At 68.0% G+C, this 24,815-nt stretch carries 20 protein-coding genes, 1 tRNA gene and 4 pseudogenes; 6 read left to right on the top strand and 19 right to left on the bottom strand.

All coding sequences use genetic code 11. The annotated features are described in order from the left end of the window. Window positions 1-129: 129 nt before the first annotated feature. The 4 genes from QFZ76_RS22900 to QFZ76_RS22885 all read right to left on the bottom strand — a co-directional run bounded on the left by QFZ76_RS22900 (window position 130) and on the right by QFZ76_RS22885 (window position 4,138). Window positions 130-205, bottom strand: a tRNA-Arg gene (locus tag QFZ76_RS22900). A 210-nt stretch (window positions 206-415) separates the two neighbouring features. After that, window positions 416-1,906 (bottom strand): hypothetical protein, encoded by a 1,491-nt coding sequence (locus QFZ76_RS22895; protein WP_307675502.1) that lies wholly within the window; start codon window positions 1,904-1,906, stop codon window positions 416-418. Beyond that, window positions 1,906-2,829: a hypothetical protein gene (locus QFZ76_RS22890; RefSeq protein WP_307675501.1), complete on the bottom strand. Its 924-nt coding sequence runs from the start codon at window positions 2,827-2,829 to the stop codon at window positions 1,906-1,908. The genes QFZ76_RS22895 and QFZ76_RS22890 overlap by 1 nt, the downstream gene beginning before the upstream one ends. 244 nt (window positions 2,830-3,073) lie before the next feature. Continuing rightward, window positions 3,074-4,138, bottom strand: coding sequence for a hypothetical protein (locus tag QFZ76_RS22885; protein WP_307675500.1), 1,065 nt, complete (start codon window positions 4,136-4,138; stop codon window positions 3,074-3,076). 458 nt (window positions 4,139-4,596) lie between these two features. Between QFZ76_RS22885 and QFZ76_RS22880 the strand changes: the two genes are divergently transcribed. Beyond that, entirely contained in the window at window positions 4,597-4,965 is a 369-nt protein-coding gene (locus tag QFZ76_RS22880; RefSeq protein WP_307675499.1) for a helix-turn-helix transcriptional regulator, read from the top strand. 11 nt (window positions 4,966-4,976) lie between these two features. Here the strand turns inward: QFZ76_RS22880 and QFZ76_RS22875 are convergent. Together QFZ76_RS22875 and QFZ76_RS22870 are read right to left on the bottom strand one after the other, a co-directional pair. Then, window positions 4,977-5,113 (bottom strand): annotated as a pseudogene (locus QFZ76_RS22875) (DNA-binding response regulator); the annotation flags it as partial. Between the two features lie 28 nt (window positions 5,114-5,141). After that, window positions 5,142-5,756 carry a transposase gene (locus tag QFZ76_RS22870; RefSeq protein WP_307675498.1) on the bottom strand — a complete coding sequence of 205 codons (615 nt, stop codon included), beginning with the start codon at window positions 5,754-5,756 and terminating at the stop codon, window positions 5,142-5,144. Here QFZ76_RS22870 and QFZ76_RS22865 point away from each other — a divergent pair. Then, entirely contained in the window at window positions 5,748-7,334 is a 1,587-nt protein-coding gene (locus QFZ76_RS22865; RefSeq protein WP_307675497.1) for an alpha-L-fucosidase, read from the top strand. The genes QFZ76_RS22870 and QFZ76_RS22865 overlap by 9 nt on opposite strands. 77 nt (window positions 7,335-7,411) lie before the next feature. On the opposite strand, the gene QFZ76_RS22860 is transcribed toward QFZ76_RS22865, so the two are convergent. Then, window positions 7,412-7,633 carry a hypothetical protein gene (locus tag QFZ76_RS22860; protein WP_307675496.1) on the bottom strand — a complete coding sequence of 74 codons (222 nt, stop codon included), beginning with the start codon at window positions 7,631-7,633 and terminating at the stop codon, window positions 7,412-7,414. 703 nt (window positions 7,634-8,336) lie between these two features. Between QFZ76_RS22860 and QFZ76_RS22855 the strand changes: the two genes are divergently transcribed. The 3 genes from QFZ76_RS22855 to QFZ76_RS22845 all read left to right on the top strand — a co-directional run bounded on the left by QFZ76_RS22855 (window position 8,337) and on the right by QFZ76_RS22845 (window position 13,909). Further along, the gene (locus QFZ76_RS22855; RefSeq protein ID WP_307675495.1) at window positions 8,337-10,289 is read left to right on the top strand and encodes an alpha-L-fucosidase; all 1,953 of its coding nucleotides are present in this window, start codon (window positions 8,337-8,339) and stop codon (window positions 10,287-10,289) included. Between the two features lie 454 nt (window positions 10,290-10,743). Continuing rightward, complete coding sequence (locus tag QFZ76_RS22850; RefSeq protein ID WP_307675494.1) at window positions 10,744-12,384, top strand: GDSL-type esterase/lipase family protein; 1,641 nt, start codon at window positions 10,744-10,746, stop codon at window positions 12,382-12,384. 154 nt (window positions 12,385-12,538) lie between these two features. Beyond that, window positions 12,539-13,909, top strand: coding sequence for a glycoside hydrolase family 43 protein (locus tag QFZ76_RS22845; RefSeq protein ID WP_307675493.1), 1,371 nt, complete (start codon window positions 12,539-12,541; stop codon window positions 13,907-13,909). A gap of 286 nt (window positions 13,910-14,195) precedes the next feature. On the opposite strand, the gene QFZ76_RS22840 is transcribed toward QFZ76_RS22845, so the two are convergent. The 12 genes and pseudogenes from QFZ76_RS22840 to QFZ76_RS51810 form a co-directional block, all read right to left on the bottom strand. After that, a complete protein-coding gene (locus tag QFZ76_RS22840) occupies window positions 14,196-14,618 on the bottom strand; it encodes a hypothetical protein (protein ID WP_307675492.1) in 423 nt (140 codons plus the stop codon). A gap of 89 nt (window positions 14,619-14,707) precedes the next feature. Continuing rightward, entirely contained in the window at window positions 14,708-14,959 is a 252-nt protein-coding gene (locus QFZ76_RS22835) for an IS3 family transposase (protein ID WP_307675491.1), read from the bottom strand. Beyond that, on the bottom strand, window positions 14,956-16,068 hold the full coding sequence (locus QFZ76_RS22830; protein WP_307675490.1) for an IS110 family transposase: 1,113 nt from the start codon (window positions 16,066-16,068) through the stop codon (window positions 14,956-14,958). The genes QFZ76_RS22835 and QFZ76_RS22830 overlap by 4 nt, the downstream gene beginning before the upstream one ends. A gap of 186 nt (window positions 16,069-16,254) precedes the next feature. Beyond that, window positions 16,255-16,845 (bottom strand): annotated as a pseudogene (locus QFZ76_RS22825) (IS3 family transposase); the annotation flags it as partial. A gap of 128 nt (window positions 16,846-16,973) precedes the next feature. Next, window positions 16,974-17,273, bottom strand: coding sequence for a transposase (locus QFZ76_RS22820; protein WP_307675489.1), 300 nt, complete (start codon window positions 17,271-17,273; stop codon window positions 16,974-16,976). 203 nt (window positions 17,274-17,476) lie between these two features. After that, window positions 17,477-17,683, bottom strand: a pseudogene (locus tag QFZ76_RS22810) (XRE family transcriptional regulator); the annotation flags it as partial. A gap of 180 nt (window positions 17,684-17,863) precedes the next feature. Then, window positions 17,864-19,003, bottom strand: coding sequence for an ABC transporter substrate-binding protein (locus QFZ76_RS22805; protein ID WP_307675488.1), 1,140 nt, complete (start codon window positions 19,001-19,003; stop codon window positions 17,864-17,866). Window positions 19,004-19,121: 118 nt separating this feature from the next. Further along, the gene (locus QFZ76_RS22800) at window positions 19,122-19,301 is read right to left on the bottom strand and encodes a hypothetical protein (RefSeq protein WP_280883510.1); all 180 of its coding nucleotides are present in this window, start codon (window positions 19,299-19,301) and stop codon (window positions 19,122-19,124) included. Between the two features lie 774 nt (window positions 19,302-20,075). Beyond that, window positions 20,076-23,201, bottom strand: a complete 3,126-nt coding sequence (locus QFZ76_RS22795; protein ID WP_307675487.1) for a S8 family serine peptidase — start codon at window positions 23,199-23,201, stop codon at window positions 20,076-20,078. Window positions 23,202-23,416: 215 nt separating this feature from the next. Then, a complete protein-coding gene (locus QFZ76_RS51820) occupies window positions 23,417-23,554 on the bottom strand; it encodes a hypothetical protein (RefSeq protein WP_373464583.1) in 138 nt (45 codons plus the stop codon). Between the two features lie 49 nt (window positions 23,555-23,603). After that, window positions 23,604-23,870: pseudogene (locus QFZ76_RS51815) on the bottom strand (transposase); the annotation flags it as partial. 50 nt (window positions 23,871-23,920) lie between these two features. After that, window positions 23,921-24,403: an IS5 family transposase gene (locus QFZ76_RS51810; RefSeq protein WP_373464336.1), complete on the bottom strand. Its 483-nt coding sequence runs from the start codon at window positions 24,401-24,403 to the stop codon at window positions 23,921-23,923. Window positions 24,404-24,550: 147 nt separating this feature from the next. Here QFZ76_RS51810 and QFZ76_RS22785 point away from each other — a divergent pair, with 147 nt between their 5' ends. Continuing rightward, window positions 24,551-24,793 carry a hypothetical protein gene (locus tag QFZ76_RS22785; RefSeq protein WP_307675486.1) on the top strand — a complete coding sequence of 81 codons (243 nt, stop codon included), beginning with the start codon at window positions 24,551-24,553 and terminating at the stop codon, window positions 24,791-24,793. Window positions 24,794-24,815 lie beyond the last annotated feature (22 nt).

Genomic DNA, 24,815 nt, shown 5'->3' with positions numbered 1-24,815 from the left:
CCGCCACGGCACCGCCACCGGCTGCTCTGGAGACGCCCTGGCCGCCAGGACCGCCCATGTCCATGTCAGACCTGGACGTCACTGGACGCAAAAAGGCCACCTACCAAGATCGATAGGTGGCCTTTCGCCTGGTGCCCCCGGCAGGATTCGAACCTGCGACACCCGCTTTAGGAGAGCGGTGCTCTATCCCCTGAGCTACGAAGGCGGGGATGTGTGGTCAAAGGTGTTGGAAATCCACCCGAAGTGGGGCGATCTCCGCCCCTTGGGGCCCGAACATCCACAGGGTGCCTCCGTTGAAGTGGGGCACCGCCCACAGTCTAGCGGGTGCCAGCAGCGCGCCGGGGCGTCACACGGCACCGTCGAGCGACTGGCGGCCGACCGAGGCTGTGCTGGGGCGCGTGGTCGGGCCGTGCGTCTATCTCGTCCGCTTGGTGATCCCGAGGGCCACGGAGTTCTTGGCCCAGGCGTAGCCGATGTAGACCAGTAGGGCGCCATCGGCCCCGTATGCAGGGATGCGGCGGAGGCGATGCGTTTCGTCCAGCGTGGAGAATGTCGATTCGCTGTCCTGGCGGAATCCGATGAGGCGTTTTCCGGCCTCCGTTTCCGGTGGAATGATTCTAAGATGTTCGGTCCTGTTGAACCTCGGACGCTTCGTCCTCGGATCAAGTGCTTGATCCTCGCGAGTTTCATACACTGGAATCCGTTCTGTGTGCGGTCCGTATCGACAGGGGATCTCCAGGACGTGGTAAAAGCGACTCTCGTTTCCTTCCCTGAATTCGACGTCCTTGACGGGGATCGGGCTGTAGAGGGTCTTGCCCTCCACGGTGAGCAACCGATCACATGCGCGCCCTTCAGCCGCGTAGACATCGTGGGTGCATCCTGCGGATGGATATCGATACTTATTCAGGGGTTGCGGCTTGAGTCCGTCGTATTGGCGCGTGAAGACCGTAAAGCCAGTCCTGATCAGTGGAGAGCGATGCTTACCTCGCCAGGCTTTGTCGTAGACAATGGTGTGGTTTCCTGGAGCACGCGCGCGTATCTCCTTGGCCAGACGGACTGCGACCCGAGCTTCTTCCTGACGGTCTGGATCCAGCATTTCGGACTGGTGTCGCGCCGTGTCTACGCTGAGGATCACGCGACTGTGTGGTGAGCATTCGTCGCGGACCGAGAACGAGACAATTTTATTGCCGTAGATTTCTCGGTCCCCGCCTTCCAGTTGCATCGTGGCGTCCGGGTCGACCCTGTGACGTTTCAGTTTCCCGGTCTTCTTGTCTATGGTGAATTCTTCAGTCTGATCCGAGGCCGGTTTTGCGACGGTACCGTCACCGGTGATGACTTGGCTGCGATGCGGACGCACCAGGGTGCCTCGTCTCTTCTCTGCGAGTAATCCCTGTGTGAGTGCTTGGTTTATCCAGGCGTCGCGGCTGGCCTCTCGAAGCTCTTGTAGCACGTCCAGCATCTTGGGTCTGAAATCGTGCCAGTGATGCCGTTGGGGGCCAAGTTCGGGGAGGGCGTCCGCCGCGGCGTCACCCCGAAACTCTCGTATGCCTTCGCGGACGGTCTTCCATACGTACTCTTCCTGGAAGCTGGCGCAGGCCATCTCAGCGGTGTCGAATATGGAGATCGCGGCGAGAAAGATCATGTAAATGAAGGGAGGGTACGAGGGGCGACGACCCCAGGTTCCCGGCGTGCGCGCAGGGAAGACCTTGTCGGCCACGTCGTACAGATCGGGATTGGCGACAAGAAGTCGAAGGCGTTCCAGTTCGGTCAGGGACCGGGCGGAAGGACCGGGTGGTTCTGGGCAGCTGAGGCTGAAGATGTCTCTGGGCACCGGGCCCATGACGTAGTCCGGTTTCCGCTTGTTCTTGGACTTGGAGGCGGAGGTACGCCGCTTCGGCGCCCCCATCAGATTTCCTCCTCTGCTGGATGCCAGTCGTAGCCGGCGAGCTTGGCGGCACGGTCCAGCGAGGCGAGACCGAGACGCAGTGCTACCTCGGCGATCTGGCCGGTCTCCGTAAGGATCTTGGCGGCCAGCCAGCTGGAGACGTCACCGGGCGCCGCGGACTGGCCTTCGGGAGCGATACCACTGGCGCGCACGACCTCGCCGAAGGTGGTGCAGGTGCTGGCCTGCAGCCGGTAAGCGGGAGCGGTGCCGTTCGTGGTGAGTGTTTCGGGGTGTTCCGAACCGGACTGGCGCTGGACGTAGTCAGCGCGCAGTCGGAGGACTTCCCGGTTCCATGGGTCGTCGAGCGGGCAGTAGCGGGCGGTGATGCGCCGCGCGCCTACAGCCCAGACTCGCTCGTTGGCGAGGTCGAGATCGGTGGCTCCGGTCAGGCCGATCTCGCCGGTGTGAAGGCCGCACAACAGCAGCCCGAGTACTGCAGCATGCCTGGTCTGAGGCATCCCTCGTTCGGCGTAAAAACGGAGTTGATCGATGTCGGCGTCCGTCAGAACGCCGACGGGCCGCGGTTGCGAGCGGGGGATCGGAGGGCAGTCCAGTAGAGGTGCGCGAGTAGTCAGTCCGAGCCGCCGGGCTTCGGCGAAGAGGGCGTCGACCGATGACCGGCGGACCCGGCGGGTACTGTCCGCCGGGCAAGTGACCAGCTGGCCTTGTCGGTTGTGCCCGGGTGCGTCGATGAAGGCCTGGGCGACGATGTCGGTGACGTCGTCGAGGCGTTCGAAGCCGAGGGCGCGGGTGAACCGGAGAAGTCTTTCGGCATTGGTGATGTAGGAGTCTGCCGTCTGAGGACTGAGAGTCCCGTGGGTGACCTTCTCCAGCCATTTCCGGGCGACCTGTTGTAGGGCCGACCGCAGAGTGACCCTACTCACGACGACCTCCCCCTGGGACGGACCGATTGGCCCCCTGGGGCGGGAGCGTGAGCTGGGGAATCAGCGAAACGTATGGGGTACGGCGCGCTGGCGCGCTACCGTAACTGGTGGCTCTCGCTCTGCGTGAGGGCACGCCAAAGCCCCCTTCCTCGCGGTTTGCGCCGCGACGAGGTTGATGGGGTGACGGTGGCGGGTCCGGAGAGGCGTGATCCTTAGCCGGGGAGTCGCATCTCCGGACCCGAACTCATGCTTGGGGGTTCGACTGGCGGCTCCTCATCGAGGGGATGAACGCGGACATCTCCCTACTGGACGCGTAGACATTGAGCCAGGTCGTCAGGCTCACTCGCCCCAGGTCCGCCAGGTGATAAGGCTGATCGAGCTCGACGCTCGGAGCGCCCGTGTCGGCCCGGGCGCGTGTCTCGGCGAGGATGCTCAGTACCCCGTGGAGCTGCTGATGCAATCTCCTGGCCTCGTCCGGCGTCATGTGGCGGACATACCTGAGCCAGAGCGGGTCAGCGAGGAGCTCGGTCGGGTCGTCCCTGTAGACCGGGGCTGTGTCTTCGTCCACCTCGTCCCCGGAGTCGCGGAGAGACTCCCCGGCGGAGGGGCCTTGACGGTCCTCTGAACCGAGGCTTCCCTCAACGGGAGGTTCTTCCGTTTGAGATTTGTCCTCGCCGCGGCGAGGTGACGAACTGTTGCTCTGTGAAGTGTCTGGGCCGTCTTCCTGGTATGCCTCCTCGTCCCCTGGCCGGGGGGAACTGGAGCGTTCCTCGGGAGGACGCGGTGTCATGTCTTCGTGCCAGCTTACGAACCCGTCGGGCTCCTCGATCAGAAGCCCGGACAGGATCATGAACTCCATGAGCTTGTCGACTGACCGGCGGTGCGTGGCGCCGCCCCCGACCAGCATCATGAAGCGGGCGTGCAAGCCGTCACGCAGTCCAGGGCCTGGGGCGAGCCTGTTCCGTGCGCTCTTGGTGAACCAGGTCTGGTTGCATGCCTTGCGCAGTGCGGCTTTGCCGCGTTCAGGATCCTTCGCCCATGACTCCGCCACGTGTGTCGCTGTCCGGGTGGCGCTGTACATCCCCCTGCCCGGGGCCTTCGTGACGAGACCGCAGTATTCGAAGAAGGCCATCGTGAGCCCGACGCGCCCGGGGTCCAAACCGAGCTTCACCTTGACGTCGTGCACCGAGAACGGCTGCGGCAGGATGCCGACCGTGCAGGCGACAGCGAGCTGCTCCGACGCGACCATTCGGTTCGTGGGCAGTTCCCGCAAGGGCGCGGTTTTCGCAGTAGATCCCTGACCCGGCATCGCCCCTCCTGTGGCCGCTGCGCACAGACGGGCGCCTGGGCAGCGTAAGGCACGCCAGCGCAATGGTGCAGGGGAATCGATGACATTGCAGTGCAGCCCAACTCGCGATTCCTGAAGGGGTGTTGCTCCCCGCACGGCGCACCGGCTGACCCCATGGCACCGAACCTGCGTCGTGGCGGACAATCCCGCAGGTGAGTTGCCCTGTCGGAAGCTGGTAGCAGCGATTGCCGGGTCGGCGCGGCAAGTCTTACGCGTCGCACCGCGACGATTCCGGAGGGGCCCCTGCACCGCAGGCGCCCCTCCAGGCATTCCGGGAGGCGCAGCGCCCCGATCGCCGGTCTGGTTCATATGAGCCTTCCTTGGGGATCACACTCCGTTACTTGCTATACAAGTAGCATTACGGGGTGGGGGGCGCATCCGGAGTGCGCCTCGGTCACACTTATGCCGTGCCTGGAGGAATGAGACGTGCCAAGAAGCCAAGCAGTTTCGTCGTCAGCGGCGACTGGCCGCACGCTGTGATGGAGCCACATCGCGGTGCCCTCGTCGCGCAGGCCATAGCCCGCAAACTCGCAGAGGCGATGGCGGAGCAGGGGATCAGTGCCAACGCCCTCGCCAAGAAGAGCGGTGTCAATCGACAGGTCATCGCCAATGTGCTCAACGGCACCGTCTGGCCCGACATGCTGACGGTCGTGGACCTGGAGGGTGCCCTGAACGTTCTACTGTGGCCCGATCACACGCAGTGGAGGATTCCAGAGCCGGGCCAGTCGAGTGATCATGTCGCCTTGGAGGAGGGGCCTGCTCGGTCGAGTCGCGATGGGGGCGGCTGACTGAGCTTCCACAGTTCGGCGGTCTTGCGGACGACTTCACTCCCGTGGGCGGCCTCGCCTACCACGTCGAACTCGGGCACGGCCTCCAGCGGCACGCGAAGTCGAAGCGCTGGAGATCCTGGTCGTCGACGATAGGCACCGTGGTCATGCCGCACTGCCTCGGTTCACCAGACGCCTCAGGCTGTCTCGCCGTCGCGCTGAGGCAGACGCTGGAGGCTTGGCTGGCCGATGCAGAGGAATCGCGCAGACGCGTCGTGGCATAGCGGCCGCAGTCCGTCGAGGTCGGTGAAGCGCAACTGGGCACCGGGGTGCGGGCGTTCTGCGATCTTCTCCTTGGCGTGGGCCCAGAGCAGCTCGACGGGGTTCAACTCCGGTGCGTAGGAGGGAAGCTGGACGATGGTGAGCCAGTCCTGTTGCTGTGCGTACTGCTTCACGTGCTTGCTGATGTGGCTGGAGTAGTTGTCCCAGATGACGGTGACCGGGCCGTCCAGGCGGCGGTGCAGCAGGGCCAGGAAGCGCGGGAAGTCCTTCTTCGTGCAGCCGCCCGACGGCTTGATCGCATAGATCATCCGGGACTCCTCGCCGTCCTTGAAGCAGACCCACGCGACCATGCTGATCTTGCCGTTGTGCTTCCCGGACAGCCGTAGCACCGGTGTCTGCCCGGCCTTGCCCCAGGTGCGGCGGACCGGCCCGTTCAGCCAGGCTCCGGCCTCGTCCTCGAAGCAGACCCACCCGCCTGCGGCGGTGACCTGCGCGGATGGGAAGCCGCCGGCCACGTCTCCGTGCGCCATGCGGCAATCGCCTACGTCACGGACGCCACGAGTCAGCAGTTCACCGCCGACGCCTACGACCCGGCGGCCTGGGCGCAGCTGGCCAAGGACTTCGGCGCGAAGTACGTCACGCTGACCACCCGTCACCACGACGGCTTCGCCCTGTGGCCGCTGAACCACCCGAGCAGCTGGAACTCCGGGCAGGCGCCGCTCAGCCGGGACTTCGTCAAGGACTACGTCGCCGCCGTGCGGGCGGCTGGCCTGAAGGTGGGCCTGTACTACTCGCCGATCAACTGGCGCTACCCCGGCTACTACGACGTCTACGGCACCAACTGCGCGACCAACCCCTGGGGTTACACCACCGACCCCGCGCACAAGGAGAACGCGCGGATCATGAAGACCGAGGTGTACGAGTCGATCAAGGAACTCGTCACCCAGTACGGCACCATCGACGACCTGTGGTGGGATGGCGGCTGGCTGGCGGAGAAGGGCTCCGACGCGGACGCCGCGTTCTTCTGGGAGCCCGGCCAGTACCGGGACCCCGCCAACCAGTGGCCGGTCGACTCCGTCTACGGCGAGACCGACGCCAGTGGCAAGCCGCTGGGCCTGATGGGCATGGTGCGCAAGCACCAGCCCGACATCGTCGCCAATCCGCGCTCCGGCTGGATGGGCGACTACGGGAACGAGGAGGGCTCCTCGGTGCCGAGCGGGGCCATCCGTTCCGGCAAGTTGGTCGAGAAGGTCTTCACCGTCGGCAGCACGTGGGGCTACAACTCCGACGGCAAGGTGATGGGTTACGGCACCGCCATGAGCCTGCTGGTCAACTCGTGGGTGCGCAACATGACGGTGATGGTCAACGTCGGCCCGGACCGGCACGGCACGGTGCCCTCCGGGCAGGCCGCCCTGCTGCGCCAGATCGGCGCCTTCATGACCGCCTGTGGCCAGTCCGTCTACGGCACGCGCGGCGGCCCCTGGCATCCGGTGGACGGCCAGTACGGCTTCACCTCCAAGGACAGCACCTTCTACGTCCACCTGCTGCCCGGCTACAGCGGCACCACCTTCACCACGCCCTCGATCGGCGACGCGCAGGTCACCCGGGTCTTCGACGTACGCTCCGGAAACAGCCTGTCCTACACCGTCAGCGACGGCAAGATCGCCATCACCGGCATCGACCGCACCAGCCACCCCCAGGACAGCGTCGTCGGCGTCACGCTGGACCGCACCGTGCAGCCCTCCGACATCGCCGTCGGCAAGACGGCCACCGCCAGCAGCGAGGAAACCACCAAGGGGAACACCGCCGCCAAGGCCGTCGACGGCTCCACTGCCACCCGCTGGTGCGCGGCCAACGGCAACACCGGCCACTGGCTCAAGGTTGACCTCGGCTCCACCCGCTCCCTGACCGGCACCCGCATCGCCTGGGAGCTCGACAACACCAACTACCGGTACAAGATCGAGGGCTCCACCGACAACACCACCTGGACCCTCCTCGCCGACCGCACCGCCACCACCAGCACCAGCCAGGTCCAGGTCGCCCAGTTCCGTGCCCAGGCACGGTACGTGCGCGTCACCGTCACCGGGACGCCTGAGAGCGGCCTCTGAAAATGAAGAAACCTTCACATGGCATCGCCGGGCGGTGGGGGGTCTGGGCGGCACCCAGGCGCGTCGCGGCCCGCCATTCAGGCGGTGAGGACGTCCCGGAGTTCCCGTACGGCGCGTTCGTGGTGGTGCTGGGCGGGGATCGCTTCGTGCAGGTCCAGGGCGCGGCGGCGGACCAGGCCGGTGCGGTAGCTGTCTGGCAGCGCGGTCAGGGCTGCGACCGTGCGACGGCACGCTTGCTCGGTGTCGCCGTCGTGATGGGAGCAGGCGGTGGCGTCGATGTGCAGCAGGGTGCGCGTCATGGTGCTGGTCGGCGCGGACAGCTCGAAGGCGCGCTCCTGGCTGATTGGGCGAGGCGGGTGTCCGCGAGCGTGGTGAACGCGTGGCTGAGGTGGACGTGATGCTTCTGCTCGCCGTACGTCAGCCACGTGTCCGACCGCTCACCCTCGGGGAGCCGGTCCATGAGGGCGTCGGCGGCCTCGAGCGCGGCGCGGGACCTCTTCGCTCCGTCAAGACCTCCTATGTATCGCGACTTCAGCCCTGGAGAGGCGAACTCATCGGTTCGGCAGTGATCTTCGGTTTGATCTGGCAATTTCTGTCGAACACCTAGACAGATCGCTGATTTGTAACCGTTAATACATCCGATGTTCCTTCGCCGAAACATACGCGGTGCGCAAAGCCTGTCAGGACACCGTGCGCTGTCCTCCGAGCTGCCGGGGAGAAGGCCTTGTCGGAGTCGATCACCCACCGAAGAGTCGCTCGTCGGCATGGCGGTCACCGACGGCAGGCTTCGCCCTTGCGTCCAGGGCCCCGCCCCGAAAGGAAGAGCCGCAGCCCGTCGGTCCGCCTCCCGGGCCGGCCCGCACGTCGCTCCGCCCGACAGCGCCCGCGACTGGCAGGGCGGCCCCGCCGCCTGCCCCCCGGCACACCACTGCACCCGGCCAGCCCGGAATATCCCCGCACATCGTCACCGCAAGCAATGCCATCGATCCACAGGAGTGGAACATGTCCTCGTCCAGAATGAATCGCCGTACGTTTCTCGGTGCGGCGGGGGCGGCGACCGCCGCGACCGCCCTGCCGCTGGTCCCCGGTTTCTCCGGCCTGCTGGCGCAGGCATCGGCCGCGGACGCGCAGACCAACCTGGGCAAGATGGTCGATATGCGGTTCGGCATGTTCAACCACTTCAGCCTGGGCACCTTCACCAACGAGGAGTGGGCGCAACCCAACCAGAGCCCCACCCGCTTCGCCCCGCCGAGTGTCAACTGCGCGCAGTGGGCCGACGCCGCGGCCGCCGCGAAGATGAGCTATGGCTTCCTGACCACCCGGCACCACGACGGCTTCGCCCTGTGGCCGAGCGCGCACGGCACCCAGAACGTCGCGAACAGCTCGTACAAGCACGACGTCGTCCAGGCGTACTGCGACGCCTTCCGCGCGAAAGGGCTGAAGGTCGGGCTGTACTACTCGGTCTGGGACCGCACGTTCGGCGTCGAGGCGTGGGAGAGCCGGCACAAGGTGTCCGGGCTTCAGATCACCGACGCCATCCAGCCCAGCCACATGACCTTCGTCCTGGGTCAGATCCGCGAACTGCTCACCAACTACGGCACCATAGACATGTTCATGACTGACGGTTACGCATGGCAGATGGGGCAGCAGGCGGTCTCCTACCAGGCGATCCGTTCGCTGGTGAAGGATCTGCAGCCGGACTGCGTCATGATCGACCTCGGCGGACTGATGGAGCCTTTCCTCGGCGACGCGATCTTCTTCGAGGAGCCGCTGGGGATAACGGCGCCTGCGGGCAACACCTACGCCGGTATGCAGGGGCAGACCATCAGCAACGGCTGGTTCTGGCACCCCTCCACCCCGACCGAGGGCCTCATGAGCAGGGCGGCGATCCTGTCGCATCTGGCCGACCTGGAACCGAAGTACACCTCCTTCATCCTCAACTGCCCGCCCAACCGCAACGGCCTGCTGGACACCAACGTCGTCAACCGGATCGCCGAGGTCGGCGCGGCATGGAGCCCCAACACCTCCAGGCCGCCGCTGCCCACCCAGCTGCTGCGCGCCGAGCACCCCGTCACACCGGTCAACGCGTACGCCACCGGCTTCCACACCGGCGAGGGCCCGCTCAACGCCATCGACGGACTCAGCGACGTACGCTACGAGACCTGCTGGTCGACCTGGGGACTGCCGGCGCCGCTGCCGCACTCCATCACCATCGACCTCGGCGGTGTGTGGAGCAACGTCTCCACCCTGGAGTATCTGCCCAAGCAGTGGGCCCGGAACGACTCCACCGACGGCGACATCACCTCCTACACCATCCTCACCAGCACCGACGGGGTCACCTTCACCCAGGTCGCCACCGGCACCTGGGCCGGCAACAAGAAGACCAAGCTGGTCGAGTGGCCCAACCGGAACGTGGGCTTCGTACGGCTCCAGGTCAACGCGGCCACTGGCGGCTACGCCAACATCAGCGGCGTCAGGATCGGTGGCCGGTCGCTCAAGCCGGCGCTGGTGTCCACCACGCTGCCCGGTGACGGCACCGTCTACCGGCTGGTCAACCGAAACAGCGGCCAGGCGGCCGACGTGGTGAACAGGCTCACCACCAACGGCACCAAAATCCAGCAGTGGCCCTGGCTCGGCCAGACGAACCAGAAGTGGACCTTCATCAAGACCGGCGACGGCTACTACAAGATCAAGGGCGTGGGCAGCGGCAAGCTCCTGGAGATCCAGGGCCTCTCCCGCGCGGACGGCGGCACCGCCGGCATCTGGGGAGACGCCAGCGCCCCCCAGCAGCACTGGGCCGTCACACCCACCGGTGACGGGCACTACCTCCTGATCAACCGCTACAGCGGGCTCTCGCTCGCCGTGGACGAGGCCAGCACCGCCAACGCAGCCGCCGTCGAGCAGCAGCCCTACGCGGGCCGCACCGAGCAACAGTGGCAGATCATCCCCTCCTGATCCCACCCTCCGGCCCGCGCCTCCTCGGCCTGAGCGAGGGGCAGCGGTGGCGGTCCCCTGCGGGCGCGAGGCGCCTGGGCACCTAGTGCCCCCCAGAACGCGTGCCTGATTCCATCATTCCTCCGAGCACGTCACCATCAACGTCCGGCTGAACTTCACGGGTTTCGCCCAAGCCCCACTCCTGCCGTACGTCAACGCCGCTCTCACGCCGTCCGCGCACACGGCTTCCCCGCACTCGGCGACATGACCGGCGCCACCGTCCACCTCGCCGGCTCCTGGGCCGCCGACTCGGCCTCCGCCGACGGGGCCGCGCTGGTCCAGTAGACCTGCGGAAGCCGGCTCGACCAGCAGTTCACGCTGCGGAGCGTCACCTCCGGAACGCCCCAGCCCCCTCGACCCGCACGTCTCCACGAAGAAGACGCGCACGTCCCCACCCAGCAAAGAAGGGCCGCACATGCACACCTACCGAAGACTTGCCGCCAGACTCACGGCCACGGCATCCGCCACCTGTCTGGCCGCTGTCGGACTCGCCCTCGTCCCGGCGGCAGACGCCTCGGCCGCGGGCGCGCCGCAGGGCGGCCACGTCTACGCGCTGACAGCGGCGCACAGCGGCAAGAACGCCGCCGTGCTGTCGGACTCCCTGGCCAACCGCGCCGCAGTCGTGCAGAAGACCGCCTCCGGCGGCCCCGGCCAGCTGTGGGAGGCGGTCGACCACGGCGACGGCACCTTCTCGCTGGTCAACATCAACAGCGGCAAGTGCATGGACGTCCAGAACGGGTCCATGAACGCGGGGGCCGCGATCATCCAGTGGCCCTGCACCGGCGCCGGCAACCAGAGCTGGACCTTCAGCGGTTCGGAGATCGTCTCCGCCCGCAGCGGCCTGTGCCTGGACGTCTCCGGCGGCTCCACCGCGGAGGACCGCGCGCTCATCCAGTACACCTGCAACGGCCAGACCAATCAGCAGTGGAGCCTGACCGAGCGCCCGCGCTCGGCGACCTGGGGCCCGGCCATGGTCAGCGGCGGCCAGACCTTCACCCAGCAGACCATCCGGATGGTCGTCCACAACAACACCTCCGGCGCGGGGCTGCGCATCCGGCTGTCCAACCTGCGCAGCACGACCGCCCTCTCGGTCGGTGCCGTCACGGTGGCCGTCCAGTCCAGCGGCGCCACCGCGGCCGCGGGCACCACGCACACCGTCACCTTCGGCCGGTCGGCCACGCCGACCATCCCCGCGGGGCAGGAACTGACCAGCGACGTCATCCCGATGCCGGTCGTCGCGGAGCAGAACCTGCTGGTGAGCGTCTACCTCCCGGGCACCACCGGCGCCTCCACCTACCACAACGACGCCCACCAGACCTCCTACCTGTCCGCCGCGAGCACCGGCAACCACGCCGCCGAGGAGGCCGCGACGAACTTCACCACCACCACGGCCCGCTGGTTCTACGTCGCCGGACTCGACGTCGTGTCACCCACGGCCAAGGGAACCGTCGTGGCCATCGGCGACTCCATCACCGACGGCTCCAGCGCCACCGACAACACCAACCAGCGCTGGCCCGACTACCTCGCCCGGCGGCTGCAGGCCGAGTCCGGTGGCCAGCGCCTCGGCGTGGTCGACGCGGGCATCAGCGGCAACCGCGTGGTCACCGACAGCCCGTCCGCGCCGCAGGGCATCGCGGCCAGGACCCGGTTCTCCCACGACGTCCTGACCCAGCCGGGCGTGAAGAACGCCATCGTGCTGGAGGGCATCAACGACATCAACAACACCACCACCCCCACCCCCGCCGACCAGATCATCGCCGGCTACCAGACCATGATCGACCAGGCGCACCAGGCCGGTGTCCGAATCATCGGCGGGACGATCCTGCCGCACTCCTCGCAGACCGCCGCCAAGGCCGCCATCCGCGCCCAGGTCAACGACTGGATCCGCACCAGCGGCGCCTTCGACGCGGTGATCGACTTCGACGCGGCGCTCCGGGACCCGGCCAACCCGGCGCGCTTGCTCCCCGCCTACGACAGCGGCGACCATCTGCACCCCAACAGCGCCGGCATGCAGGCCATCGCCAACGCCGTGGACCTCGCGCTGCTCACCTCCTGAGCGGTGCCCACCTCCCGGACGGCGTAGTTCCGTCCGGTGCCCCCTCTTCCCGTACGGGGCACCGGACGGAACGGCCTCGAAGTTGCGCACATATCCGATATTTCGAACATACCCAAACCTCTGGGCAGTTCACGCAGAAATGGGACAAGCAGCGTTGGACAGAACCCTCAGGGCGGTCCTCGCCCTCCTCACCTCGGTGGCCGCCCTGCTGGGCCTCACCACTGCCCTCGGCGGCACGGCCGGAGCCGCGGCCCCGCCCGCCGGGCAGGCGACGCGGTACACGATGACCGCGTTCACCAACAACAGCGAGTCGAACATGTACGTGTACGACTCGCCTGACGCCACCGCGTTCACCCTGCGAAAGGGCCCGGCCTACGTTCCGCCGTCCGGGATGATCCGGGATCCCAGCATCTTCAAGCACACCGACGGCTTCTACTACCTCACCTACACCACTCGTACCTGGTCCGCGCTGAGCACCACAATCGGCTTCGTCCGCTCCACCGACCGCCTCAACTGGACCTTCCTGTACGACTACACGGTCCCGATCAGCGGCCTGGCCCGCGCCTGGGCGCCGGAGTGGTTCGTCGACACCGACGCCAGCGTCAACATCATCCTGTCGGCGTCCACGACCGCTGGTGGCGAGTTCACCTTCAAGCCGTACAAGCTCACCGCCACCAACTCCGCGCTCACGGCCTGGAGCACCCCCACCGCGCTGAGCGGTATCAGCCCCAACTACATCGACACCTTCATCGTCAAGATCGGCTCCACCTACCACGCGTTCACCAAGAACGAGACGACGAAGTACATCGAGTACGCCACCGCCTCCAACCTCACCGGTCCGTACACCTTCCAGAAGACCGGCAACTGGACGGGCTTCGGCGACTACGTGGAGGGCCCCGCGCTCGTCCAGCTCGACAACGGCGGCTGGCGGATCTACTACGACGGTTACCGCGCCACCAAGTACTGGTACAGCGACAGCTACGACAACTTCGCCACCTGGTCCGCGCCCACCGAACTGCCCGGCCTGAGCGGCACCGTCCGCCACCTGACCGTGCTCAAGGAGACCGTGTCCGGCGGCGCCACCCTGCCGACCAACACGACCCGTTCGCTCCAGTCCGTCAACTTCACCGGCCGCTACGGCGTCGTCCGCTCCGACAGCCTCGCCTACGCCGACCCGGTGACCTCCTCCAGCACCACCGCCGTCAAGCAGAGCGCCACCTGGACGATCGTCCCAGGCCTGGCCGACGCGAACTGCTACTCCTTCCGCGACACCTCCGGCCGCTACCTGCGCCACTGGGACTTCCGCCTCCGGTTCGACACGAGCAACGGAACGGACATCTTCAAGAAGGACGCCACGTACTGCGCCCGACCGGGTACGACCTCCGGCTCCGTCCGCCTCGAGTCGTACAACTACCCCGGCCGCTATATCCGGCACTACAACTACGCGCTACGCGTGGACCCGTACCAGGCCACGGACACCTTCCGCGCCGACAGTTCCTTCACGGCGGTGAACCCCTGGGCCTGACCAGATCGCCTTCCGCAGGCTCTGAATGACGAGAATCCCACCCGTACCCGGGCGGGACCCTCCTGCTTCTCGCCGGTCGCCGCGTCGGGAGCGCCGTACGCGGTGCTTCGGCCACCCGGCGCCCCTGCTGGTACGCGCCGACGGCACGATCGCCTGGCCCGAGCCTTCCTCCTTCCCCAGGCGCGTGGTCAGGCCGAGCGCGCTGCTCCATTAACCGACCGAAGTCGGAGGTCGGAAGTGTGTTCAATCTCAGTTCGGCCCAATAGCTTCGGCGCGCCGCCGTTGCTCAGGTGCGCTGAGCAGCGTGGATGGCAGTGTCGGCGTGGCGGTCGTCTATCACTTCGTAGTAGAAGCGGGCGCCGTGCGGCTGGGCGCGGAGTGCGGAGGCGACGGTGGCGGCGGCGTGCCCGGTCAGGGTGATCAGCCAGTCCCGGATGCTGTTGCGCGGGTCCCACCGGTCCCAGTGGCCGTCCCAGTCGCACATCCCTTGGACCGCGGCGTCGAGCATGAGCCACTGCTCCTCCTCCGCCGCGAGGCGAGCGACCTTGAGGAACCACCAGATGGCTCGGGTGGCCTCTTCCTGGTTGGCGGCCCAGTCGCCCCCGTCGCCAGCTGCGTGTCCGGTCAGTGCCTTGAGGACCCCTGCCGTCTGCTGAGGATTGGCGAGCAGTGCCGTCTCTACCGCGCGGACGTCGAGCCTGGTGACCACGTCCAGGTAGAGCTCGTAGGAGTCAGGCTGGTCGGCGGCCAGGGTGAGGAGCTGGATGAAGTGTCCCCGTGATCTTGGACACTCGTTCGTTACGCCGCGAGGGCGTGTTGATGCCGCTGTCTGGTCTCGGCCGGTGTGAGGTAGCCGAAGATCTTGTGCTTGCGCAGGCGGCGGCGGTTGTAGAAGGTCTCGATGAAGGTGAAGACCTCGGCGCGGGCGGTGGCCCGGTCGGGCCAGGTCCGGGTTCCGATCTCTTCCTTGAGCAGGGCCCAGAAACTCTCCGCTGCGGCGTTGATGCCCCTATGGATGTCAAGCGGCGTCTCGGGCCCTATGGATGTCAAGCGGCGTCTCGGGCTGGTTTCGTGGGGTGTGCCGCGGTGTTTGCGGGGGCGATATGCCGGTAGATCTCTCGTGCCACGTACCGTTTGAGGCAGCGGATGATCTCGCGTTTGGTCTTGCCCTCCGCGAGGCGTCGCTGCAGGTAGTCCTGGGAAGGGCCTGCCCAGCGCAGGCGGCTGAGGACGATCCGGTAGAGGGCGGCGTTGGCCTGGCGGTCGCCGCCGCGGTTGAGTCTGCGGCGCTGGGTCTTGCCGGAGGATGCCTCGACCGGGCTGGTGCCGCACAGGGCGGCGAAGGATGCCTCGCTGTCGAGGCGTTCGGGGTTGTCACCGGCCGAGATGAGCAGGGCTGCTGCGGTGTCCGGGCCGACGCCGTGGACGTCGAGCAGGCCCGGAGTTCTTGCTCGGATCGCTTCTGTTATCCGCTTGTTGAGGTCGTTGATCTCCTCGGTCAGGTGCTGGATGCGGCGGGCCAGCAGTCTCAAGGTGTGCCGCGCGGCCCCTGCCGGCCCGGAGACTTCCGACTGCGCGAGTAGAGCGCACTGTTGGAATAGTTTCGGGTTGCTCAGCCCTGCCAGGGACTCGCGAAGTTCGGCATCGGTGCAGACCAGAACGCTCTTGAGCTGGTTGATGGCCTGGGTCCTGGACTTGATCGCGGACCCCTTCGCCAGCTTGAACAGCCGCAGCATCTCCACTGGGCCGTCACTCGTCTTCGCTGCGGCGGTGGCGCGACCGGACAGCACGGCGCGGGCGGCGGCTTCGGCATCGACGGCGTCGGTTTTGCCGTGGCGCCGCCGGGCGGCCTTGTCGGGCTGGTTGACCTCGGTCACCTCGATGCCCTCGGCCCGCAGGTGTCGCGTCAAGGCTGCGCCGTAGGAGCCGGTGCACTCGACCCCGGCTCGCCGCAGCCTGCCGAACGAGAGTGCCCAGGACAGAAGTTGACGATATCCCTCGGCGGTCGCCGGGAAGCTGCGGCCGTCCAGAACGGCGCCGAGCGTGGTGATGACGGCCGCGGCGTGGACGTCTTTGTGGGTGTCAACACCGAGCAGGATGTCCTCCTCGGCTTCGGCTGGGACGTGACATGGGGCCGTGGGCTGCGTGATCCTGGTCAAGGCCGCTGGTCTCCTGATCGCCTCGGGTGCCGGTGGCCGTCGCCGGGCCGGGGCGGTCAAGACTGTGACGGTGCCTGTCGCGAAGGCCCCTATCGGGACACGTCCCCTGCCCGGCGGCAGCGAGTACCGCTCCAGGCAGTGGCCGACAGATCAACGCCAAGGCAACAACGCCAGTCGAAACACGGGTCAGGCCACCGCCCGGAACGGCACCCGATCATCCTCACAGTCGAAACACGATCCAGTGCGTCCGCAGCTTTGTCGCAGCCCGAACTTCCGTATTCGCTCCCGGAATTGGGTCGATGTGTATTCGCTGCCGCGATCGCTGTGGATCACGCATCCGGGCTCCAGGCCGCCTCGGCCGTGGGCCATGTCGAGGGCGTCGACGACGAGCTCGGCGCGGTGGTGGTCGGCCATGGCGTAGCCGACGATCTCGCGGGTGGCCAGGTCCAGCCAGCAGGCGAGGTAGAGCCAGCCCTCGACGGTGGGCAGGTAGGTGATGTCGCCGACCAGCCGGGTGCCGGGACGCTCGGCGTGGAAGTCGCGGCCGATCAGGTCCGGGGCCGGCTTCGCCTTCGCGTCCGGCCGGGTCAGCGAGCGGTGCTTGCGGCGGGTGACGCCGCGGATGTTGCGCTCGCGCATGACGCGGGCGTTGCGCTTGCGGTTCACCCGCCGGCCCAGGCGGCGTAGTTCGGCGTGGATGCGCGGGACGCCGTAGGTACGACGGGAGGCGATGTGGAGCACAGTGATCTCGTGGGCGAGCGCGTCGTCGGCCGCCTGGCGCTCTCGGCGGGCGGCCTCGCCCTCGCGTCAGGCGTAGTAGGAGGAGCGGGTCACGTGCAGCACCCGGCACAGCAGCACGATCGGGTAGTTCGCCTTCTCCGCGTGGATCAACCGGTACAACGTGGTCACCGGTCGCTCTCCTTCACGAAGAAGGCCGTCGCTTTTTTCAGGATCTCGATCGTCTGCTGCTGTTCGCGGTTCTCTCTGCGCAGCCGGCGCAGTTCCTCACGCTCCGCGCTGGTCAGGTCGCCCGGGGAGCCCTCGCCCTGGTCGGCCTTCGCCCGGCGGTACCAGCCGCGCGGGGACTCGGAGCTGATGCCCAGTTCCCGGGCGACGGCCGTGACCGCCTTGCCCGAGGAGTCGACGAGCGCGATCGCGTCCCGCTTGAACTCCTCGGTGTACCGCTTCGTGTACTTGCTTCCCACCTGGTGCTACTTCCTCTGGAACCTCAAGATCCCAGTCTCCAGGTGTCCACGATCAAGGGGAAGCTTCACTGTCGAGTGCCACCCTGAACTGGCTCGCCGACCTGATACGCGGCCACCTCAAGAATCTCGGCTCGCGGTGGCGCGTCCTACCCGCAGGGAAGATCGCCACCATCGTGCTGGCAGTGCTGCGCTGTGACCAGCGGAGTGTCGAAGACGATGCCGCCCGTGGTCGCCGCCTTCTGCCGCGCCTTGTCTCGGATCTGCGGCTGCCACCGCTTCTTCACCTCGCGCTCCTGGCGCGCGGCGAGGTCCGGACGCGGCTTCCTGATCTGGTCTTTGACGTACCGCTCCACAGTGCGGTGAGAGATCCGCAGCATCTGGGCAACCGCCCTGGTGCCCTTGAGCTGGGGGGCGTGGGCGATTAACTCGTCGATGGCCAGCGGGGTCGCTGGAACCAGGACCCCGCACGTGGTGAGCGCGAGCTATGGCCGGCGTACGGCGCGCCCGCGTCGCTGCTGGCTGTAATCCGACCACGCCGATGTGACAACCCAAGGCCGTCGAGCCCGCCACGTACGGGACCTGATGGAGGGTCAGGCGCCCGGGTGCAGACCGGGCCAGCCGGGCGTCGGGTCGCCCTTGACCTCGCCGAAGTAGAGGGCGAAGGTCTGCTTCAGCCGCTCGACCTGGGCCCGGTCCTCCATGAAGCGGGGGAACCCGTCCAGGTTGGCGTTCGGGTACTCCCAGATCGGCTTGAGGCCGGTGGGGGGCGCGATGTCCGTGCGTACCGACCAGCTGTTGGAGGTCTGGCGCTCGGTAGACAGCTGCCAGTTGAGGTAGAGCTTGGCCGCCGTGGGGTTGGCGGCCTGCTTCAGGATCGCGATCCGCTGTCCCCACGCCATGAACGGGTGCCCGTCGGTCATCATCCAGCGGGTCGGGGTGGTGGCGAGCGGGTTGCCGCCCGCGCCGACGCCGATGATCTTCTCCTTGTTGGCGACGGCAGCGCCGGGGGAGAAGGTGCCGCGGGCGAACTGCGGCTGCTGGGCGGCGAAGTCGGCCACCCAGTCCCAGCCGTAGGTCTCGGCATAGAGGGCGAAGAGGTAGAGCACCGCGTCGTCGTCGTGCGGGTAGGAGGAGGCGATGGCGTCCTTCCAACGCGGGTCGACCAGGTCCAGCGGCGTCTGCGGCGCGTCGGCGCCGGCCGCGGCCACGTCGTACAGGTAGCTGAAGGCGATGACCATGCCGGCCACCCAGGCACCGTCCGCGTCCCTGAACTTCTTGTGGAGCTTGCTGAAGCCGGCGGGCTTGTAGTGCAGCAGCCGTCCCTGGCGCTTCCAGCGGGTGAAGTCGTGCAGCGTCTGCAACTGCACCAGGTCGGGGACCAGGGTGTCGGTCGCGAACTGGTTGTCCACGCGGACGTCGTGGTACTTGCTGTAGTCCACGATGAGGTTGAGGTCGATCTGGGGGAACCGCTGGCGGAAGGCGGTCCGGGCGCCGGCGCCGCTGCCCGAGTTGGCGAGGTCGCCGCCCGCGTAGATCACGAGCTTGCCGCCTTCTGCGATGGCGGCCTGGTACAGCTCGTCGAGGGTCCTGGTCTCCTCCGCGCCGGCGCCGTGCGCGGCTGTGGTCGGGGCGGCCGCGGCGGGGGACGCGGTGGCGCCGAGCGCGCCGAGGCCGAGCGCGGCGCCTGCTCCGGTGGCGAGGAGGTGCCGTCGACTGGGAAGGCTGGTCACTTGGGTAACCCTTTCTGCGTGGGGGCAGGGGTGTTCCCGGTGTACGGGCGGCGGACCGCCGCGGCCGGGAGGGTGGGAGCGGAAGCAGCGAAGCCGGTGGTCTCGTACGGTCCGCGCCTCAGACCGGCGCTGAGCTTGCCGGGGTCGAGGATGTCGGAGGCGAGCCGGTGGCCGTCGGCGGGGTGAGGCCGGTGTCGGTCAGCAGCGCCTCCTGCTCGCTGTTGACGAGGGTGGCGGTCCTGTTCTTGCTGCCGACCGGAACGTCCAGATCGAGGCCGGTGAATTCGAGTGTGCTCATCAGGACTCTTCGCTGTTCCATCGAGGATGGGGCCCGCTGACGCGAGCCATTCATCTGACAAGACGGTATCTGACACATCAGATGTTTTGGCCATGGGGGCACTCGGTGTGATGCGAGTCGCACTGGGGCTGCTGGTGCGGCCACCGCTGGCCGGGTGGGTGGTGCCGTGGCGTGAAGTCCATGGGGCGCCAGTGGAGAGCCGAGCGGAGTTGAGAGAGAGCCTGCGGAGGACCGGGCAGACGGTGGTGTCCAGGCAGCCGTACTCATGCTGGTCTCCGCCGTGGCGGTCTCAGCCGTATCCAGGCGGGGCAGCAAGACGGTGTCGAGGAAGAGCAGCAGAAAAGTCGAGCACGGCGCCAGCGCGAGCCTCGACGGCGGCCGCGCCCGTGGTCTCGGGTGCTCCTCGACCACGCCGACCGGATCCTGGCCGCCGCGCGGGGGCCGAGAGCGCCCTCGCGACGGTCAAAGGAACGGTCAGCGCCACTGCCACCCTCGCCGCGTTGCCATCGACCGTCGCCCAGATCGCGGCCCCGGCATTGTTCTCGCCCTGTCCCGCCGCACCACGTGTACTACCTCCCGCTCCACCTTCTCTACCGGCATTGCTACTTGTGGAGGTGGAGGTGGCCGGCCCCGGGCGATGGGGTGCCCTGCCATCCCGTCGGGGGAATCGGCGGAGTCTGCGCTTCAGGAGCATGCGAACCGCCCACGACCTCAAGGGAGTTCGCGGGCGGTCTGTCCGGATCAGTGGAGCTACGGAGCTACGGAGCTGTGGAGTTACGGCGTCACGGTCAGCGGTGTGCGGCCCACCGTCGTCGAGCCGTCGCCGAACTCCACAACCCCGACGTACCGTTCGCCGCGTACGGCGTCCGGCCAGGTGACCGTCAGTTCGGGGCGGTCGCCCGCGGTGACCTGCTGGGAGGGCGGGGTGACCGAGGGGCGTACCGCTGGGGCGCCCTGGCCCACCTCTGAGCTCCACAGGGTGTACTGCTGGCTGGTCGTGCCGGCCGGGAGTCTGTACTGGAGGACGTAGACGTCGTAGTCGCCGGGCGGCAGGTCGGTGTGTTCGTCGGAGCCGGCGTCGGGGCGGCCGATCTGGTTGCCGGCGGTGTCGAAGACGTAGAGGTCGATGTCGCTGCCGGGAAGGTGGTCGGCGGCGGTGATGGCCACGCGGGTGAAGGCGGCGCCTTCGGGGACGTGGACGCGGTGCTTCACGACCGCGTCGTTGGTGTGCGGGCTCTCCGGGAAGTCGGACTTGTCCGTGCCGGTCAGGGTGCCTGTCGTCTTCGTGGCGGTGTACAGGGCCGCTTTCGCCGTCAGTTCGCCCGTCCAGCCGACTCCGGCGGTCAGCTTCACCGAGTCCTGGCCGGTGGCCGTGACCTCGTTCGGCGCCGCGAACCGTGTGGGGCGCAGGGCGATCGGGCTGGTGACGCGGTGGCGGGCGTGGGCGTCGCTCAGGGTGAGGGAGCCGTAGGACCAGGTGTCGTAGGCGGCGTCCATACGTTCGAACTCAACCGTGTACGAGGCCGACTCGCCCGGCGCCAGGGTCAGCCGCTTCGGGGTGACCCTGGCGCGGAAGCCGGGCGGGGTGTGGAGCGTGGCCTTGTACGTGGCCGTCTTGGAGGACACATTGGTGACCTTGCGGGTTACCGTCTGGTGGCCGTAGAGGTCGCCCACCGAGATCGACGGGTAGTTGAGGTCACTGGGGTCGAGCGGCGTGGCCGTCGCGCAGGGGTCCTCGCCGTTCTCCGCCGCCGGGGAGATGCCGATGGCGCAGAGGTACGCGGTCCAGTCGGCGGACGTGGAGTCGTAGACCAGACCGGGGTCGGCGGCGCGGGTGACGCGGGGGATGCCGGAGCCGTAGTCGAGCGGCGTGGCGGAGTCGGCGTCCTGGCGGCCTACGGGGCCGCCCTTCTCGTCCTTCGTCGTCGCCGTGGTCATCAGCGCCGACTTGACCTCCATCGGCGACCAGCCGGGGTGGAGCTGCTTGAGCAGGGCCGCGAGGCCCGCGATGTGCGGCGACGCCATCGACGTACCGGACATGAAGCCGAAGGAGCCCGCGTAGCCGCTCAGGCCTCCCGGCACCGTGCCCGCCGGGACGGCCTCGCCGGGGGCGGCGATGTCCGGCTTGAGCAGGTCGCCGTGGCTGTGGTCGTCGGGGCCGCCGGAGGAGAAGGAGGTGACGTCCCGGGCGGTGGTCTTGTGGCTTTGGCTGGGGAGGAACCCGGCGGTCGCGTTCTCGGTGGCCGCGTACTCCTTCACCGTCGGCGAGTTCTCCTTGCTCACCTGGAACAGGGGGATGGCGAGGGTGGTGGCGAAGAAGTCCATGCCGCTGGTCGGCGTGTGGGTGAGGACGATCGCTCTGCCGCCCGCCGACTTGACCTCGGTGGCCTTCACCCCGACGAAGAGGTTGCCGCCCCGGTCGCAGACCACGATCTTGTCCTTGGTCCGCGCCGGGTCGAGCGTGCCCGGCGCGCACAGCGCGGCCTGCTCGGCGTCGGCGTCCGACTTGCGCACGTCGGCGGCGTTGACCAGCGAGGTCGAGGGGACGCCCGCGTTCAGGCTGCGATTGGTGATGCGGCGGCCGTCACCCAGGGTGATTGAGGCGGTGTATTCGGTGCCGTGCGTCGACGCGGCGACCGTCGTCAACCAGGGGGCGGTGATCTGGACGGTGCCCGGGCCGCTGTTGCCGGCCGAGACAGCGACGAACACGCCCGCCTTGGCCGCGTTGAACAAGGCCTCCTTGACGGTCGGGTGGGTGATGTCCCCGGCTATGGAGTAGTTGATGACGTCCACGCCGTCCGCGACGGCCCGGTCGATCGCGGCCACGGTGTCCACGCCCCAGCAGTTCGTGCTCCAGCAGGCCTTGTAGTACGCCAGCCGCGCGGCCGGCGCGACCCCGCTGAGCTTTCCGCTGGTGCCGGTGCCCGGGATCGACGCCTCGACGCCGTGGTTCCCGGCGGCTGTCGTACCGGTGTGCGTGCCGTGGCTGTCCCGGTCCAGTGGCGAGGCCACGTCGTCGGGGGTGGGCGCGGCCACGCCCTTGCGGAACCACTGGGCGCCGATCACCTTGTTGTTGCAGGTGACGCGGTTGGCGGGGTCGGGGTCGGTGCCCTCGTCGCACGTGCCGTGCCACTTCTTGGCGATGGCCTCGGCGTCGGGGCGCGGCTCCGGAAGCGGGGCGAGCATCGGGTTCGACGGGTCGAAGCCGGTGTCCACGATGCCGACGATCATTCCCTCACCGGCGTGCTCGGGCCCGCCGGACTTCGACCACAGCCCCTTGCCGCCGGAGAGACCCAGCATGGCGGGGAGGTCGGGGAGCGAGCCGGAAGAGGTGGTTTTCCCTGTGCCGGATGCGTCGGACGCGGGTGATTCCGGGGCCCGGTCCGGGGTGGTTCCGGCTCGACCCGCAGCCTCCGCCGCAGGGCCGTGGTCCGGCGTCGGAGAGCCGGCGGAGCCCGGGGAATTAACCGTCGGTCGGCTTGCCGTGCTGAGGGTAACCGCGGCGACCCCCGGCGTCGCCGCCAGCTTCGACGCCTGCCGGCCAGTCAGCTTCGCGGCGAAGCCGCTGAGCGTGAAGTCGTAGTCGTAGAGCGCCTTGACGCCGGGTACGGCGTCGAGGACCTCGTCGCGGCGGTCGTCCAGGTGGCGTCGATAGGCGTCGACCGCGCCGGAGTCGGGGTCGAGCCGGTTGCCGGACTTAGGTGCCGTCCGCTTCAGGCGGGGCAGTTCGCCCTCGTAGGCGGCGACGGGTGCGTCGGTGAGCGTCACGACGTACATTCCGGGGCCGAAACTCCCGTCGCTCTGCGTCAAGTCCGGGGCGGAGTCGGTGTCGGCGGCGTAGACGGCGGGAGCGGTGACGGCGGTCAGCGTCAGGGCTCCGGCGAGGAGCGGCGCCAGCAAGGTGACGAGGCTGCCTCGATGGCCGATGCGCAGGGACTGTGATCCCGCAGGCCGTCAGTCCAGTTCGATGATCAACCGTCCGCCGTTCTACAGGTCATCCGCGAACTGCAGACGCTCCTCGTCCTCTGGGCCGGCACCTGCCCCACCTACCACCGCGATATACCCACCCAATACGAACCTGCCCAAGCCCTACTAGGCCCTGTCTGGAATTCGAATCACGAGTGTGGTGCGATGCTGCGGAGCCAGAGCATCGCACCACACAGGTGCAGTCCGGCCTCGTAGCTCTCCGGGGTCTTGTCGTACCGGGTAGCGATACCGCGCCAGTTCCGCAGCCGGTTGATGCACCGTTCCACGGTGTTGCGCTCTTTGTAGAGTGTCGCGTCGTGCGAGACTGGCCGCCCGCCGGCCCTGCCACCGCTTCTTGCGGTTCGCAGCCTGGTCGGCCTTCTCCGGGATCACGGCTCGGATCCCGCGTTGTCGCAGGTAGCGGCGGTTGCGTCGGGACGAGTACGCCTTGTCCGCGGCCACTGCATCCGGCCGGGTCCGCGGGCGCCCGACCGGGCCGCGCACTTTCACCCGTTCCAGGACCGGGGCGAACTGCGGACTGTCGCCGGCCTGCCCGGGCGTGAGGACGAACGCAAGCGGGCGACAGCGTCGGTCGTCCGCCACATGGATCTTGCTCGTCAGTCCGCCCCGGGAACGCCCCAGCTCGGCGGCTTTCAAGCGGGCCCGGTGTCGTCGGTGGACCCGTCGCCGCTCGACGCGCGCCTCGTCCTCGGCCTGTCCGTCCTGCGTTCTTTGCTCCTTGTCCTCGCCCCCTTTTCGGCCTCGACGGCCATTTCCAAGGCCGCCAACTGCTCGGGGTCCAGGGCCATCCCGGCGGCGTGGTGGTGGGCCCGGGCGGTCGCAGAGTCCACGCTGACCAGGCCCAGATCAGCCTGGCCGCGGGCAGCGGCCTCGGCGATCACTGTGTGCATCAGGTCCTGGAAGACGCCACGCGTCGCCCAGATCCGGAAGCGGTCGTACGCGCTCTGCCAGGGCCCGAACTCGGTCGGCAGGTCACGCCAGGGGCTACCGGTCCGGAACCGCCACATCACCGCGTTGAAATGTTTCCGCAGGTCGGGGATGGGCCCAACCGCGGCAATCGGGAGATGGGGCTCGATCAGGGCCCACTGCTCATCGGTGAGATCGCCTCGCGCCATGACTGACGGCCTATCAAGACCGAGCCCCCGCGCGCAGGCGATCTACCGAACTCCTGATCCGAGCTCCAGACAGGACCTAGGACGGCCAGGACGGCTACACCCCTACGCCCCCGGCTCCCGCGCATCCACAACCCCGGCGCCCTGCCGATGCGACCCGACGAACCCGGGACCCCGCTGATCGCCTCCGGCCGCGTCCTGGACGGCCACGGCCGCCCGCTCGTCAGCATCCCCAGCAGCCAGTTGAAGAGATTCTGTGATCAGGGGTGGCGGTTCGCCGACGGCGAGATCGCGTTCCTCGGCGCATCCAGCGTCATGATCGAACGCTATCGCTACCGCGGAGCACGTATCCCGACTCCGTGGACCATCGACTCGGCAGCCGGAACCGGCTGACCGCAGGGCAAGACGCGTGGAG

The organism is Streptomyces sp. V4I2 (genome assembly GCF_030817655.1).
Taxonomy (GTDB): domain Bacteria; phylum Actinomycetota; class Actinomycetes; order Streptomycetales; family Streptomycetaceae; genus Streptomyces; species Streptomyces plumbiresistens.
Note: the sequence above shows the minus strand (reverse complement) of the source record. Positions and strands in the feature narration are given on the sequence as shown.

Bases quoted from the DNA above. Each gene is read 5' to 3' on its own strand.
- QFZ76_RS22850 (WP_307675494.1), top strand. From the start codon at position 10,744: ATGCACACCTACCGAAGACTTGCCGCCAGACTCACGGCCACGGCATCC.
- QFZ76_RS22885 (WP_307675500.1), bottom strand. From the start codon at position 4,138: ATGCCGGGTCAGGGATCTACTGCGAAAACCGCGCCCTTGCGGGAACTG.
- QFZ76_RS22785 (WP_307675486.1), top strand. From the start codon at position 24,551: ATGCGACCCGACGAACCCGGGACCCCGCTGATCGCCTCCGGCCGCGTC.
- QFZ76_RS22855 (WP_307675495.1), top strand. From the start codon at position 8,337: ATGTCCTCGTCCAGAATGAATCGCCGTACGTTTCTCGGTGCGGCGGGG.
- QFZ76_RS22895 (WP_307675502.1), bottom strand. From the start codon at position 1,906: ATGGGGGCGCCGAAGCGGCGTACCTCCGCCTCCAAGTCCAAGAACAAG.
- QFZ76_RS22860 (WP_307675496.1), bottom strand. From the start codon at position 7,633: ATGACGCGCACCCTGCTGCACATCGACGCCACCGCCTGCTCCCATCAC.
- QFZ76_RS51810 (WP_373464336.1), bottom strand. From the start codon at position 24,403: ATGGCGCGAGGCGATCTCACCGATGAGCAGTGGGCCCTGATCGAGCCC.
- QFZ76_RS22800 (WP_280883510.1), bottom strand. From the start codon at position 19,301: ATGAGCACACTCGAATTCACCGGCCTCGATCTGGACGTTCCGGTCGGC.
- QFZ76_RS22870 (WP_307675498.1), bottom strand. From the start codon at position 5,756: ATGGCGCACGGAGACGTGGCCGGCGGCTTCCCATCCGCGCAGGTCACC.
- QFZ76_RS22880 (WP_307675499.1), top strand. From the start codon at position 4,597: ATGAGACGTGCCAAGAAGCCAAGCAGTTTCGTCGTCAGCGGCGACTGG.